The sequence below is a fragment of the Halomonas ramblicola genome (assembly GCF_030409215.1).
GTDB classification, from domain to species: Bacteria; Pseudomonadota; Gammaproteobacteria; order Pseudomonadales; family Halomonadaceae; genus Halomonas; species Halomonas ramblicola.
Genome location: NZ_JAUFPL010000032.1, coordinates 598,912 through 612,506, shown reverse-complemented (window position 1 = coordinate 612,506; position 13,595 = coordinate 598,912). Strand labels below are relative to the sequence as shown.

Annotated in this window: 13 protein-coding genes; 7 read left to right on the top strand and 6 right to left on the bottom strand. The window is 65.9% G+C overall.

The window, feature by feature from the left end:
• Positions 1–11 precede the first annotated feature (11 nt).
• From QWY80_RS16900 to QWY80_RS16890, 3 genes are read left to right on the top strand one after another with little or no spacing between them, the layout of a single operon-like run.
• A complete protein-coding gene (locus QWY80_RS16900) occupies positions 12–938 on the top strand; it encodes a 2-hydroxyacid dehydrogenase (protein ID WP_290234065.1) in 927 nt (308 codons plus the stop codon).
• Between the two features lie 40 nt (positions 939–978).
• Entirely contained in the window at positions 979–2,112 is a 1,134-nt protein-coding gene (gene gbd, locus QWY80_RS16895; RefSeq protein ID WP_290234060.1) for a 4-hydroxybutyrate dehydrogenase, read from the top strand.
• Between the two features lie 58 nt (positions 2,113–2,170).
• A complete protein-coding gene (locus QWY80_RS16890; RefSeq protein ID WP_290234057.1) occupies positions 2,171–3,058 on the top strand; it encodes an NAD(P)-dependent oxidoreductase in 888 nt (295 codons plus the stop codon).
• 82 nt (positions 3,059–3,140) lie between these two features.
• On the opposite strand, the gene QWY80_RS16885 is transcribed toward QWY80_RS16890, so the two are convergent.
• Positions 3,141–4,058: an NAD(P)-dependent oxidoreductase gene (locus QWY80_RS16885; protein ID WP_290234054.1), complete on the bottom strand. Its 918-nt coding sequence runs from the start codon at positions 4,056–4,058 to the stop codon at positions 3,141–3,143.
• 280 nt (positions 4,059–4,338) lie between these two features.
• Positions 4,339–5,139: a FadR/GntR family transcriptional regulator gene (locus QWY80_RS16880; RefSeq protein ID WP_290234051.1), complete on the bottom strand. Its 801-nt coding sequence runs from the start codon at positions 5,137–5,139 to the stop codon at positions 4,339–4,341.
• A 147-nt stretch (positions 5,140–5,286) separates the two neighbouring features.
• On the opposite strand from QWY80_RS16880, the gene QWY80_RS16875 reads away from it, so the two are divergent.
• Genes QWY80_RS16875 through QWY80_RS16860 form a run of 4 tightly spaced genes read left to right on the top strand, consistent with a single transcriptional unit; the run spans position 5,287 to position 9,606 of the window.
• Positions 5,287–6,036 carry an SDR family oxidoreductase gene (locus QWY80_RS16875; RefSeq protein ID WP_290234049.1) on the top strand — a complete coding sequence of 250 codons (750 nt, stop codon included), beginning with the start codon at positions 5,287–5,289 and terminating at the stop codon, positions 6,034–6,036.
• 16 nt (positions 6,037–6,052) lie between these two features.
• Positions 6,053–6,904, top strand: coding sequence for a fumarylacetoacetate hydrolase family protein (locus QWY80_RS16870; protein ID WP_290234046.1), 852 nt, complete (start codon positions 6,053–6,055; stop codon positions 6,902–6,904).
• A 13-nt stretch (positions 6,905–6,917) separates the two neighbouring features.
• Positions 6,918–7,988, top strand: a complete 1,071-nt coding sequence (locus QWY80_RS16865; RefSeq protein ID WP_290234043.1) for a zinc-binding alcohol dehydrogenase family protein — start codon at positions 6,918–6,920, stop codon at positions 7,986–7,988.
• Positions 7,966–9,606: a UxaA family hydrolase gene (locus tag QWY80_RS16860; protein ID WP_290234041.1), complete on the top strand. Its 1,641-nt coding sequence runs from the start codon at positions 7,966–7,968 to the stop codon at positions 9,604–9,606. Before QWY80_RS16865 ends, QWY80_RS16860 begins: the two co-directional genes overlap by 23 nt.
• A 131-nt stretch (positions 9,607–9,737) precedes the next feature.
• Here the strand turns inward: QWY80_RS16860 and nanR are convergent, their stop codons facing one another.
• The 4 genes from nanR to QWY80_RS16840 all read right to left on the bottom strand — a co-directional run bounded on the left by nanR (position 9,738) and on the right by QWY80_RS16840 (position 13,553).
• Positions 9,738–10,457, bottom strand: a complete 720-nt coding sequence (nanR, locus tag QWY80_RS16855) for a transcriptional regulator NanR (RefSeq protein ID WP_290234038.1) — start codon at positions 10,455–10,457, stop codon at positions 9,738–9,740.
• 64 nt (positions 10,458–10,521) lie between these two features.
• On the bottom strand, positions 10,522–11,598 hold the full coding sequence (locus tag QWY80_RS16850) for an Ldh family oxidoreductase (protein ID WP_290234035.1): 1,077 nt from the start codon (positions 11,596–11,598) through the stop codon (positions 10,522–10,524).
• 19 nt (positions 11,599–11,617) lie between these two features.
• Complete coding sequence (locus tag QWY80_RS16845; RefSeq protein WP_290234032.1) at positions 11,618–12,997, bottom strand: TRAP transporter large permease; 1,380 nt, start codon at positions 12,995–12,997, stop codon at positions 11,618–11,620.
• 22 nt (positions 12,998–13,019) lie between these two features.
• Entirely contained in the window at positions 13,020–13,553 is a 534-nt protein-coding gene (locus QWY80_RS16840) for a TRAP transporter small permease (RefSeq protein WP_290234029.1), read from the bottom strand.
• Between the last annotated feature and the right edge of the window lie 42 nt (positions 13,554–13,595).

The following is a 13,595-nucleotide window of genomic DNA, read 5'->3' as shown; positions in this document are numbered from 1 at the left end:
CTCTGCGAGACATGATCATCGAACAGCTCGATGAAAAGTTCACACTGCACCGTCTGTGGGAACAATCCGATCCAGAAGCCTATCTGGACGCTATTGCCCCACGCATCCGAGGCTTGGCGAATGGCGGCCATCATGTCATCAATGCTGCCCTGCTGGATCGACTACCAGCGCTTGAAATCATTTCCTGCTTTGGTGTTGGTTACGATCACGTGGATGCTGCCTATGCAGGGGAAAAGGGTGTCATCGTCACCAATACGCCCGACGTCTTGACCGATGAAGTCGCCGATGCGGCCGTCGGCCTGCTAATCGCCACGCTACGCCAATTCCCACAGGCCGACCGTTTCGTCCGGGAAGGCAAGTGGCGGCAGGGGGCATTCCCCTTGACCGCAAGCCTGCGCGAACGAACCATCGGCATGGTAGGGTTGGGAAGGATCGGACTCGCCATCGCCCATCGCCTGGAGGCATTCGGCGTTCGGGTCATCTATCACAGCCGCACACCTAAGCATGGCGTAGGCTACACCCATTATCCTTCCCTCATCGACATGGCGAGCGATGCCGACGTTCTGATTGTCACGACGCCTGGCGGAGCCGGCACTCAGCATTTGATCGACGCCCAGGTGCTGGAGGCTTTGGGGCCGCAAGGTGTATTGATCAACATCGCCCGCGGCAGTGTCGTCGATGAGCCGGCCTTGATCGACGCACTCCAGAACCGAACGATTCTGACCGCAGGCCTCGATGTGTTCGAGGACGAGCCGAACGTGCCGCAAGCGCTTACCGACATGGACCATGCCGTTCTCCTGCCACATGTCGGTTCGGGTTCGGTCCACACCCGCAATGCCATGGGCCAACTGGTGATCGATAACCTGACGTCCTGGTTCTCAAACAAGGGGCCGCTGACGCCAGTCGTCGAGACTCCGTATCCATCCAAGAACGATTGAAAGACAACGATGCCCGGCATCCAGATAGAGGGAGAGCAGCATGTCATTCGTCATCAATTACTTGACCCGGATTCGTTTTGGTCATGGAGCCATCGAAAGTCTCGGAGAAGAACTCGAACAACTCGACGTCAAGGTCCCCCTAGTGGTTACTGACAAGGGTTTGAAAGCCAGTGGGCTAGTCGACGAATTCATCGAGGCCAGCAAATTACCGGCCGAGGTGGCGATGTTCGACGAGACACCGGCTAACCCCACAGAAACGGCGGTAGAGAACGCACTCAGAGTGCTAGAGGATCATGGCTGCGATGGAATCGTAGCTGTGGGAGGCGGCTCCAGCATCGACCTTGCCAAGGGGGTGGCCTTGCTGGCGACACATAAGCCCCCTTTGCGGCAATACGCCCTGATCGAAGGAGGATTACAACGCATTACTGCCGGCACCTTGCCACTCGTCGCAATCCCCACTACTGCCGGCACCGGAAGCGAAGTCGGCCGTGCGGCACTCATCTCCATGCGAGACAAGCGAAAATTAGGATTCCTTTCACCGCACCTCATCCCATCTGTGGCCATCTGCGACCCACAACTGACCCTGAGCTTGCCACCCTTCCTTACCGCAGCGACGGGTATGGATGCCATTTCACATTGCGTGGAAACCTTCCTTAGCCCGAAAGAGAACCCTCCCGCGGATGCCATTGCCTTGGATGGACTGGGACGCGCAACACGTCACATTCACGAAGCCGTCAAAGACGGAAACAATCAGCAAGCTCGTCAAGAAATGATGATGGCGGCACTCGAAGGCGCGATGGCCTTCCAAAAAGGCCTCGGTGCAGTCCATTCACTGTCGCATGCACTGGGTGGCTTCCACGAGTTGAATCTACACCATGGAACACTGAATGCCTTGCTCATGCCTGTGGTTCTGCGATTCAATCAGAGTCATTGCAAAGACAAGTACGAGCGTATCCGACAGGTGATGAACCTTGCCCCTGATACCGACCTAGCGGCAGCATTCGAGGAACTTAATGAGAAACTCGGCATACCGACGCGCCTTGAGAAACTGGGTGTGACCGAAGATATTCTGGATCAGGCTGCCCAGTGGGCCTATGAAGACCACTCCACTCCCACCAATCCGAGACCTGCTCGGAAAGAGGACTTTTACCAAATGCTGACCGACGCTTTCTGACGGTGTATTGCCGAACAGGTCGGAATGGTATCCCCATGTAGCGATTGAAGGAATCAAGATGAACAATTCTCGGAACATCGGCTTTATCGGTACGGGAATCATGGGCACACCAATGGCTAAACGCCTCGCCGAGGCAGGACATCGCGTGCGTGCCTGGAACCGTACCCCGGGCAAGACCGGCACCCTCACGCCACTGGGTATCGAGATCATGAGCACGCCCAACGAGGCTGCTGACGGAGCCGATATCGTCATCGTCATGCTCAGTTCCGGTCCCGTCTGTGACGAGATCCTCCTGGGTCCAGATCGCCTTCTCGACGCCATGAAGCCAGGCAGCACAATCGTAGTCATGAGCTCGATTCCAGTCGAAACAGCACAGTGCCAGGCCGAAGCGGCCAAGGCACAGCGCGTCCACTATCTGGATGCACCGGTATCCGGAGGCGAGCAAGGCGCCATCGACGGCACCCTGGCGATCATGGTCGGGGGTGACAAGGCGGGCTTCGAGATGTCTGAGCCCGTCTTCGAGTGTCTCGGCAGGTCGGTGCATGTCGGCCCGGCAGGTAGCGGGGAACTGGCCAAGCTCGCCAATCAGATGATCGTTGCCAATACCATCACCACAGTCGCCGAAGCCCTTCTGCTGGCGGAGCGGGGCGGAGCCGACCCCAGCCGAGTGCGTGAAGCCCTGCTGGGTGGCTTTGCCGATTCGACGATATTGCGCATCCACGGCCAGCGTATGATTCGTCAGGATTTCACGCCAGGTGGTCCCGCGAAATGGCAACTGAAGGACACCCGCACGGCCCTGTCGCTCGCTGATGAACTGGATCTCGAATTGCCCGTAGGGTCACTGGTGAATCAGCTCTTCGAGGACCTCGTCGCGCATGGTGATGGCGAGCTGGACCATAGCGCCTTGATTCGGGAACTGAGACGTCGTAACGGCATGCCGTCATAGCGTTCGGAGACAGGGCCAAGCCCCTCACCATCGACTGCCCAGGCACGCCATGTATTGCACCTAGCATGTCGATTGCCAATTCTCAACCTTCATCTCCCTTGGCCAGGGACGTAGCATTAAATCCGGCGATCACATCAGAAATCATCGGCACATAATCCTCACCGTGGCCCGAGTTGACGGCTAAGGCGTAAGTATTTTTCACCGCGTTGGCAAGAGGGTTAGCCATGCTGGCTTCGCTGGCCATGGCATCGAGATAGCGCATATCCTTGAAACCATTTCGCAATGTGAACCTGTGAGCATCGCGATCTCGTTCAAGCACATACTTCATGTAGGTTTGATAAAATCCACAATCCATTCGGCTACCGCGAATCACGCTATCGAAACGGGCAGGCTCTATCCCTACATTTTGTGCGAGGGTCAACGCCTCGGCGTAAAGCGCACCATAGCCGAGAGAGAGGAAGTTATTGATGAGCTTCATCTTATGGCCTTCGCCGACTTCGCCAATATGCACGACGCGTCCTGCCCAGCTATCCAGTACCGGCTTTATTCTCGCAAACGTGTCCGCATCGCACCCCACCATGGTGTCGAGCGTGCCTTCCCATGCCTCTTTGGGGGAACGACCGAGGGGAGCATCGACAAGGGTGACGCCCATCGCGTCTAGTTCTGCAGCCAGTGTCAAGGTGGAAGTTGGGTCTGAGGTGGAGGCGTCGACGACAATTGATCCGGGCTGAAGGCCTTCAGCAAGTCCACCTGGATCGCGAATGATGGCCTCGACTTCACGCGAGCTAGACACGCAAAGAAACACGATATCGGAAGCGACTGCCACGTCCTTCGCGGTCGCGACCTCTTTCGCTCCACGGCTGATCAGGTCCTCGACAGGCGTGCGGTTCCTGTGCGCCATGACCGTCAGCGAAAACCCCTTCTCGACGATATTCTTTGCCATGCCATGTCCCATAAAGCCGACGCCGATAAAGCCAACGCGTTGGTTATCCTCTGTCATACTTTCTCTCCTGTCATCTTGATCTTTCGGATCGCCGCTGTCATCGCGTGCGTCGAGGGTCCCGCCATGCAGCATCGCCGCGTGCGCCTTGATGGCCCACCAAATTCAGGAATATGGCAGCATGCATTCCCCTACAGCCTCACTGAATGTTGAACATACGACAAAATAGTTCAACAGATACTTTGGTGGCATCAGAGAAAATGGCAGTCCATCTCAACGCAAGGCGGGTTGGGTACTGGACAACAGCTGGCTCCACCGGCGTCGAGGTCTGCCCTCCCGCCTACCCCTGACCGGGCATCGCCAGCATATCGCCCAGCAGGCCGTCGCCCGGCTCGATGCCCAGGGCATCGGCCGTGCCCTCCAGCACCGCCTGGGAGGCCTGGAAGGCGCCACGGGCATCGCGGGTGCGGATGCACTCCATCACCCGGCGGTGGCGCTCCAGGCTATCCTCGGGGTCCGTGGCACTGATATTGGACTCCGCCACCAGCAGCTGGATCGACGGGCGCAGGATGTGCGACAGCTGCGACCAGACGATGTTGTGGGTGGCCTTGAAGATGGCGACGTGGAAGGCGACGTCGTAATCGCTGTGCAGCTTGCGCTCCTCGGAGTTGCCGGCGCTGCGCAGGTTCTGGCCCATGCCCTCGAAGGCCTCCTCGATGGCCACCAGGTCCCGTGCCTTGGCGCGCCGGGCCGCGGTCATCGCCACATAGGGCTCCACGTCCAGGCGGAAGGCCAGGATCTCGCGCTGGATGCGTGGGTTGGGATAGGCGAAGCGGGTGATCCAGTCGGTGACCTGGGGATCGAGGATGTTCCACTCCTCGTAGTCCCGGACCTTGGAGCCGTGCCCCGAGATGCGCTCGATGATGCCCACGTCCACCAGCTGGCGCAGGTCGCTGCGCACCGCCGAACGGTTGATGTCGAACTGCTCCGCCAGGGCCATCTCCTTGGGCACGAAGTCCCCCGGCTGGTAATGGCCGGAGAAGATCGCCTCGGCGAGGAAGTCGGCGACGCTGGGACGGCGGGATCGGGAGGCTTTCACGGGGGCAACACGCTGTCGGCAAACAATGCCACATCTTTCCATATGTTCAACATTACGACAAGATTCGCATTGCCCGTTCTATCGCCTTGGGCCATACTTTGACCTACCATCAGGCTAGCATCCTGTCATACCACCAATGCGCCACGGCTCCTCGTTCAACAACCCGATACAATCCAGGAAGCCCGCACCATGCGATTGAAGGACAAGACGGCCCTGATCACCGCCGCCGGCCAGGGCATCGGCCGCGCCACCGCCCTGCGCTTCGCCGCCGAGGGCGCGCGGGTCATCGCCACCGATATCGATCCCGACAAGCTGCGCGACCTGGAAGGCGTCGAGGGCATCGAGGCCCACCGCCTGGACGTGCTCGACGCCGCGGCCGTGGAGGCCCTGGCCGGCGAGCTGCCGCCCCTGGACGTGCTCTTCAACTGCGCCGGCTTCGTGGCCGGGGGCAGCCTGCTCAGCGGCTCGGACGCCGACTGGGAGTTGTCGCTGGCCCTCAACGTCACCGCCATGGCGCGCCTGACCCGCGCCCTGCTGCCGGCCATGATCGACCACGGCGGCGGCAGCATCATCAACATGGCCTCGGTGGCCTCGAGCCTCAAGGGCGTGCCCAATCGCTGCGCCTATGGCACCACCAAGGCCGCGGTGCTCGGCCTGACCAAGTCGATCGCCGCCGACTTCATCGACCGGGGCATCCGCTGCAACGCCATCTGCCCCGGCACCGTGGACTCCCCCTCGCTGCGCCAGCGCATCCGCGACCAGGCCCGCCAGCAGGGGCGCCCGGAGGCCGAGGTGCAGGCCGACTTCCTCGCCCGCCAGCCGCTGGGGCGGCTCGGCACCCCGGAGGAGATCGCCGCCCTGGCCACCTATCTCGCCGCGGACGAGTCCGCCTACACCACCGGCACCGCCCAGGTCATCGACGGCGGCTGGCTGATCTGAATCGGAAGGAGACCCCATGAAACTGCTGCGTTTCGGCCCCCGGGGCCACGAGAAACCCGGCCTGCTCGACGCCGATGGCGTGATCCGCGACCTCTCGGCCCACCTGCCCGACCTCGACGGCCGCCACCTGGGCCGCGAGACCCTGGCCCAGCTGGCCGAGCTCGACCCCTCGCGCCTGCCGGAGGTCCCGGCCGAGACCCGCCTCGGCCCCTGCGTGGGCCGCGTCGGCAAGCTCATCTGCATCGGGCTGAACTACTCCGATCACGCCGCCGAGACCAGCGCCGAGGTACCGCCGGAGCCGGTGGTCTTCAACAAGTGGACCAGCGCCATCTGCGGCCCCAACGACGACGTCATCATCCCCCGCGACTCGCAGAAGACTGACTGGGAGGTGGAGCTCGGCGTGGTGATCGGCAAGGAGGCCCGCTACGTGAGCGAGGCCGAGGCCATGGACTTTGTGGCCGGCTACTGCGTGGTCAACGACGTCTCCGAGCGCGAGTTCCAGCTCGAGCGCAGCGGCAGCTGGGACAAGGGCAAGGGCTGCGACACCTTCGGCCCCCTGGGCCCCTGGCTGGTCACCCCGGACGAGGTCGCCGACCCGCACGACCTGGCCATGTGGCTCGAGGTGGATGGCCAGCGTTACCAGGACGGCAGCACCCGCACCATGGTCTACCAGGTTCCCTTCCTGATCCACTACCTGAGTCGCTTCATGAGCCTGCAGCCGGGCGACGTCATCTCCACCGGCACGCCGCCCGGGGTGGGAATGGGCCAGAAGCCGCCGACCTACCTGAAGCCCGGCCAACGCATGCGCCTGGGCATCGAGGGGCTCGGCGTGCAGCAGCAGGCCGTCGTCGCCGAACCCAGCCGCTGATCCGGAGGCCATCATGCGAACCGTCGTCTGTCAGGAACCCGGCCGCCTGAGCCTAGAGGAGCGCGCCGCGCCGACTTGCGCGCCCGGCGAGGCCCTGCTGCGCATCCGCCGGGTCGGGGTGTGCGGCACCGATATCCACGCCTTCGGGGGCAACCAGCCCTATTTCCAGTACCCGCGGGTGCTCGGCCACGAACTGGCCGGCGAGATCGTGGCGGTGGGTGACGGGGTCGACCCGGCGCAGATCGGCCGCAACGCCTACGTCATCCCCTACCTGCACTGCGGACAGTGCCGGGCCTGCCGCCAGGGCCGCACCAACTGCTGCCGCCGCATGCAGGTGATCGGCGTGCACCGCGACGGCGGCATGTGCGACACCCTGGCGGTGCCCGCCGACCACCTGGTGACCTCCGAGACCCTGCCCCTGGACCAACTGGCCCTGGTCGAATGCCAGGCCATCGGCGCCCACGCCGTGCGGCGCAGCGAGCTGGCCGAGGGCGAGCTCGCCGTGGTGGCCGGGGCCGGCCCCATCGGCATGGGCGTGGTCCAGCTGGCCCGCGCGCGCGGCGCCCGGGTGGTGGTGGTCGACACCAACCCCGAGCGTCTGGCCTTCTGCCGCGAACGGCTGGGCATCGCCCACACCCTGAATCCCGCCGAGGAGGACGTCATCGCGGCACTGGAAGCCCTCAGCGACGGCGAGCTGGCCGACGCCGTCTTCGACGCCACCGGCAACCCCGCCGCCATGCAGCAGGGCTTCGACCTGGTCGGCCACGCCGGCCGCTACGTGCTGGTCAGCATCGTCAAGGCGGACATCACCTTCCACGACCCCGACTTCCATCGCAAGGAGATGACCCTGCTCTCCAGCCGCAACGCCACCCGGGAGGACTTCGACGAGGTGTGCCGACTGATGGAGGCGGGCCGCCTGCCGGCCAGCACCATGATCACCCACCGCGCCGAGCTCGATGAACTGCCCAGCCGCATGCCCGCCTGGTGCGCCCCGGGCAGTGGCGTGGTCAAGGCGATGATCGAACTCGATTCCCCTGGACACGCTGAAGCGGAGGCCGACCATGCCCCAGACCATCGCCAGTGATCTCGGCCAGTTGGCCAGCCTGCGCGTGCATGCCGACGACAACGTGCGCGTCGCCCTCAAGGACCTGCCCGCCGGCAGCGAGATCGACGACGACGGCCACCCCCTGCGCCTGGCCGAGGCGGTCCGTCACAAGCACAAGTTCGCCCTGCGTGACCTCGCCCCCGGCGAGGCGGTGATCATGTACGGCGTCACCGTGGGCCGCGCCACCCGGCCCATCGCCGCGGGCGCGGCCATCACCACCGAGAACACCGAGCACAGCACCGCCACCAGCGAGCCCCAGGCGCAGCGCGGCGAGTGGCGCGCCCCCGACGTGGCGGCCTTCCGGGGCGCCACCTTCGACGGCTACCCCCGCCCCGACGGCAGCGTCGGCACCGCCAACGTCTGGCTGGTGGTCCCCCTGGTGTTCTGCGAGAACCGCAACATCGAGGTGCTGCGCCAGTGCGTCGCCGACGCCCTGGGCGAGGATCCCTTCCGGGACTACAAGCGCATGGCCCGCGAGCTGCTCCACGGCGCCGCCGGCCAGGCGCCGGCCGAGCCACCCGGCGAGCGGCTCTTCCCCAACGTCGACGGGGTGCGCTTCCTCACCCATACCCTGGGCTGCGGCGGCACCGACGACGACGCCGAGGCGCTGTGCCGGCTGCTGGCCGGCTACATCTGCCACCCCAACGTGGCCGGCGCCACGGTGCTCAGCCTGGGCTGCCAGAAGGCGCAGATCGAGATGCTGCGTGCCGCCGTGGCCGAGCGCGATCCCCATGGGTTGCGCCCGGTGCACTACCTGGAGCAGCAGGCCAGCCACAGCGAGTCGGCACTGATCCGCGAGGCGCTGACCACCATCTTCGACGGCCTGGCCGAGGCCAATCGGGTCGAGCGCGCCCCGGCGCCGCTCTCGGCACTGACCCTGGGCGTGGAGTGCGGCGGCTCCGACGGCTTCTCGGGACTCTCCGCCAATCCCCTGGTGGGCGCGGTGGTCGACCGCCTGGTGGCGCTGGGCGGCAGCGGCATATTGAGCGAGTTCCCCGAGCTGTGCGGCGTGGAACACGAGTTGATCGCCCGCTGCACCGATGACGCCGTGGCCGAGCGCTTCCAGGCCCTGATGGGGGCCTACCAACGGCACGCCGCCCGGGTGGGCGCCGACTTCTCGATGAATCCCTCGCCCGGCAACATCCGCGACGGCCTGATCACCGATGCCATGAAGTCCGCCGGTGCCGCCAAGAAGGGCGGCGACAGCCCGGTGGTCGACGTCCTCGACTACACCGAGCCCCGCACCCGGGCCGGCCTCAACCTGCTCTGCTCGCCGGGCAACGACGTGGAGTCCACCACGGCGCTGGCCGGCTCCGGCGCCAACCTGATCCTATTCACCACCGGGCTGGGCACGCCCACCGGCAACCCGGTCACCCCGGTGCTCAAGATCGCCAGCAACAGCGAGCTGGCCGGGCGCATGGGCGACGTCATCGACTTCGATGCCGGCCCCATCATCCGCGGCGAGACGAGCATCGACGCGCTGGCGGAACGCCTGCTGGCGCTGTGCCTCGACGCCGCCTCGGGACGCTACCGGTCCCGCGCGGTGCAGCTGGCCCAGCACGACTTCATTCCCTGGAAGCGCGGCGTCTCCCTGTAAGACGGGACCCAACAATGGAGCCGGCCCGCTGCCGATGGCAGAGCGGGCCCGGCCAAACGGCCGATAACTCCACCGGGGCGCCCGACGCACGGCGGCGCCGAAGCATCGAATCACGCCCCTGCGCAGGCCCCTCAGTCGGCGGAGAGGCGCTTCTTGAGCTGCATATAGGTGCCGTAGTGGCGGTCCAGGTGGCGGCGCATGGCCGCCTCGGCGGCGTCCGGGTCGCGGGATTCGAGGGCCTCGACGATCTCGATGTGGGCCGCCAGCGCCGCCTTGTCCTCGTCCTTCTGCTGCAGCACCTGGGCGCGGCGGTCGTCGAGCCACTCGGAGAGCGCCACATGGATGGCGTCGAAGATGGGATTGCGGGCGATGCTCGCCAGCACGCCGTGGAAGTCGTTGTCGGAGCGCTTGAAACGCGCCTCGTCGCCCATGGCGTCGCGATTCTCCTGCAGGGCCGCGCGCAGGCGTGCCAGGTCCTCGTCGCTGGCGTGGCGCGCCGCGTAGCGGGCCAGCGAGATCTCGAACAGCGCCCGGGCCTCCTGGAAGTACTGCTGGCCGTCGGGCTTGGCGAGCAACTGGCGGGTCACCCCGGAGAGCCGCGCCATCACCGCCTCGGCGGTGGGCCGGATCACCCGCGCCCGGGTGCCGCTGTTGATGGCGATCAGGCCCAGCTGCTGAAGGTGGAAGAGCGCCTCGCGCACCGCCGGGCGGCCGACGCCGAACTGCTCCATCAGCTCGCGCTCGGAGGGTAACTGGTCGTTCTCGCCGAGCCGCCCCTCGAGGATCTCCGCCTCGAGCTGCTCGGCGACCTGTTCGGAGAGCGTCTTGCGCTCGATCCGGTATCGGGACATGGGCTGGTTCTCCTGGTTACCCCGCTGTTGGCTGCCATGTTACTGCATTTAAGCCCCCTCCGGCTCAGGCCAGGGGCCGCAACGCCTGCACCTCCAGGGCCTCGGCCAGTTCGGCGTAGGCACGCTGGTTGGCGCTGTCCAGCGGGATGCCCTCGGCGTCGCGGCGCGCCCGGCAGGCCCACTCGCGGTCCCCGGGCGCCATGACCCGGGCGCCGTCGCGGCCCGGCTGGGCGCGCAGGTCGTCCAGATAGGCACGCAGGCAGGCCGGGAAGGGGTCGCCCGGGGCGAAGGCATCGGGCCTGAGCGCCAGGCAGAAGTGCCCCACCCCGCGCGGGGTCGCCATGTCGGGGCCGCCCATGGGCAACAGGCGGAAGCCGTGCAGCATGCCGGCCAGCGTCGAGCTGAGCACCTCCACCATGCCGCCGAGCCCCGCCCCCTTGAAGCCGAAATCGCTGCCCCCCAGCGGCATCAACGCCGCCACCTCCGCCGGGGTGCGGGTCACCTCGCCCGCCGCATCGGCGGCCACCTGGTCCGGCAGCTCGCGGCCGATGGCCCCGTACTGCTGGACCCGGTTCCAGGGGATCGAACTGGTGGCCATGTCGAGCAGGTAGGGCGCCTCGCCCTCCACCGGGGCGGCGAAGGCGATGGGATTGGTCCCGTGGAAGGGCCGGCTGCCCTGGTGCAGCAGCACGAAGGGGTCGGAGTTGCACACCGTCAGGCCGATCAGGCCACGCTCGGCGGCGGCCAGGGCGTAGCAGCCCGCCGCCCCGAAGTGCGAGGAGTTGCCCACCGCCACGGCGCCCACGCCCACCTCGTCGGCCATGGCCGCGGCGTGCTCCATGGCGGTGTAGCCGGCCAGGTGCCCGAAGCCGTCGCCGGCATCCAGGTAGCCGGTGGCGGGCAGGCGCCGCTGGAAGCGCATCCGGGGCGCCCCCGCGATGCGCCCGCCCTGCAACGCGCGGATGTAGTGCGGCAGCAGGCGCAGGCCGTGGCTGTCGGTGCCCATCCGCGAGGCGGTCACCAGCGCCCGGGTCACCGCCTCGGCCGAGACGGCATCGGCGCCGGCGCGCGCCAGCGCCGCCAGCATGAAACGTTCCAGCTCGCCACGCTCGACGCGGAAATCCTGGCAGGCGTCACTCATCGGTCGGTCTTCCTCATGATCAACGGTATATCAGGGTCGGCAACCACATGGAGATCGCCGGGATGAAGGTCACCATCAGCAGGGCGATCACCAGCGGCACCAGGAACGGCAGGGTCCCGCGCATGCACTTCTCGAAGGAGATGTTCGACACCCGCGAGAGCACGTAGAGCACCATGCCCACCGGCGGCGTCAGCAGCCCGATCATCAGGTTGAGGACCATGATCACCCCGAAATGCACCGGGTCGACCCCGACGCCCATCGCCAGCGGCAACAGCACCGGCACCAGGATGGTGATGGCGGCGATGGTCTCCATGAAGCAGCCGACGATGATCAGCACGAGGTTGATGATGATCAGGGTGGCGACCGGGTTGTCGGCGAAGGGCCCGAGCAGCTCGACCACATGCTGGGTGACCTGGTTGCTGGTCAGGATCCAGGCGAAGATCGAGGCGCCGGCGACGATCAGCAGGATCACCGCGGTGGTCTCGATGGTCTCCATGCTGACCCTGAGCAGGCGCCGCCAGGTCAGGCTGCGATAGACCACCCCGCCGAGGAAGAGCGCATAGACGACGGCGGCGATGGCGGCCTCGGTGGGGGTGAAGGCGCCGCTCATGATGCCGCCGACGATGATCACCGGGGTGAGCAGCGACAGGAAGGCGCGTTTGAAGGTGTGCCCCAGCACCGACAGGGCGAAGGCCGCGTCGCGGGGATAGCCGCGCCGCCGCGCCAGCAGGGTGATCATCACCATCAGCACGGCGCCCATCAGCAGTCCCGGGATCAGGCCGGCCACGAACAGCTGGCCCACCGACACCGAGGCCATCACGCCGTAGATCACCATGGGCAGGCTGGGCGGGATGATGGGGCCGATGGTGGAGGACGCCGCGGTGATGCCCACCGCGAACTCCTGATCGTAGCCGGCATCGCGCATCGCCTTGATCTCGATGGTGCCCAGGCCCCCGGCGTCGGCCACGGCGGCGCCGGACATGCCGGAGAAGACGATGCTGGCGCCGACGTTGACGTGGCCCAGGCCGCCGCGCATCCAGCCCATCAGGGCCTTGGCGAAGTCGAAGATGCGCGTGGTGATGCCGCCGTTGTTCATCAGGTTGCCGGCCAGGATGAAGAAGGGGATGGCCAGCAGCGGGAAGCTGTCGACGCCGTTGATCATGCGGTGTACCACCACCACGTCGGGCACGCGCCCGGTCAACAGCACATAGATCAGGCAGGACCCCGCCAGACTGACGGCGATGGGCACGCCGAGCACCAGCATGGTGAACAGCGCGGCGAAGAGGAACAGCAGGTACTGCTCGGTGACCGCCAGGGCGATGCAGCCGAGGATGGCGAGCGCCGCGATGATCGGTGGCAACAGGGCCCCGCGCCGCCGCAGGATCAGGGTATTGGGCATGGACAGGCTCTCCCGGTCGTCGTCACCGTGACCCCAGCAGCTCGCTGGTGCCGCTGCGCCAGTGGCGAATGGCCACCTGGACGGCGCGCGCCAGCATCAGCAGGAAGCCCAGCATCACGATGTAGTAGAGGTAGCTCTTGGGGATATCCACGGACGCCATCAACGCCGTGGTGCGGCCGGCCAGCTTGAAGGTGATCCAGGCCATGGCGGCGAAGAAGGCGATGTTGACCAGGTCCACCAGCGTCGAGGCCGTACGCGCCATCCAGGACGGCATGTAGCGGTAGAAGAACTCCACGGCGATGTGCGAGCCCTTGCGCACCGCCATGGTGCCGCCCATGAAGCCCACCATCACCAGCAGGTAGCGGGCCATCTCCTCGGTCCAGGCGATGGAGTTACCCAGCACGTAGCGGGTGAAGAACTGCAGGAAGACGTCCAGCGCCAGCAGCCAGAAGATCCCCAGGGTCAGGTAGTCCTCGAGGCCATGGTCTCGCGCGTCGAAGGTATCCTCCTCGAGGAAGTCGAAGGCGGGCGCCTCGTCTCGGTCCGATTGGTTCATGTCAGACTCCCGCGCACCACCCCCGCCCCGGGGGTGGTGCGA

What these genes read in the sequence shown, in the direction of transcription:
- QWY80_RS16885 (WP_290234054.1), bottom strand. Translation starts at nt 4,058, where the DNA reads ATGACAGAGGATAACCAACGCGTTGGCTTTATCGGCGTCGGCTTTATG.
- nanR (WP_290234038.1), bottom strand. Translation starts at nt 10,457, where the DNA reads ATGTCCCGATACCGGATCGAGCGCAAGACGCTCTCCGAACAGGTCGCC.
- QWY80_RS16840 (WP_290234029.1), bottom strand. Translation starts at nt 13,553, where the DNA reads ATGAACCAATCGGACCGAGACGAGGCGCCCGCCTTCGACTTCCTCGAG.
- QWY80_RS16860 (WP_290234041.1), top strand. Translation starts at nt 7,966, where the DNA reads ATGCCCCAGACCATCGCCAGTGATCTCGGCCAGTTGGCCAGCCTGCGC.
- QWY80_RS16875 (WP_290234049.1), top strand. Translation starts at nt 5,287, where the DNA reads ATGCGATTGAAGGACAAGACGGCCCTGATCACCGCCGCCGGCCAGGGC.
- QWY80_RS16870 (WP_290234046.1), top strand. Translation starts at nt 6,053, where the DNA reads ATGAAACTGCTGCGTTTCGGCCCCCGGGGCCACGAGAAACCCGGCCTG.
- QWY80_RS16845 (WP_290234032.1), bottom strand. Translation starts at nt 12,997, where the DNA reads ATGCCCAATACCCTGATCCTGCGGCGGCGCGGGGCCCTGTTGCCACCG.
- QWY80_RS16900 (WP_290234065.1), top strand. Translation starts at nt 12, where the DNA reads ATGATCATCGAACAGCTCGATGAAAAGTTCACACTGCACCGTCTGTGG.
- QWY80_RS16850 (WP_290234035.1), bottom strand. Translation starts at nt 11,598, where the DNA reads ATGAGTGACGCCTGCCAGGATTTCCGCGTCGAGCGTGGCGAGCTGGAA.
- QWY80_RS16890 (WP_290234057.1), top strand. Translation starts at nt 2,171, where the DNA reads ATGAACAATTCTCGGAACATCGGCTTTATCGGTACGGGAATCATGGGC.
- QWY80_RS16880 (WP_290234051.1), bottom strand. Translation starts at nt 5,139, where the DNA reads ATGGAAAGATGTGGCATTGTTTGCCGACAGCGTGTTGCCCCCGTGAAA.
- QWY80_RS16865 (WP_290234043.1), top strand. Translation starts at nt 6,918, where the DNA reads ATGCGAACCGTCGTCTGTCAGGAACCCGGCCGCCTGAGCCTAGAGGAG.
- gbd (WP_290234060.1), top strand. Translation starts at nt 979, where the DNA reads ATGTCATTCGTCATCAATTACTTGACCCGGATTCGTTTTGGTCATGGA.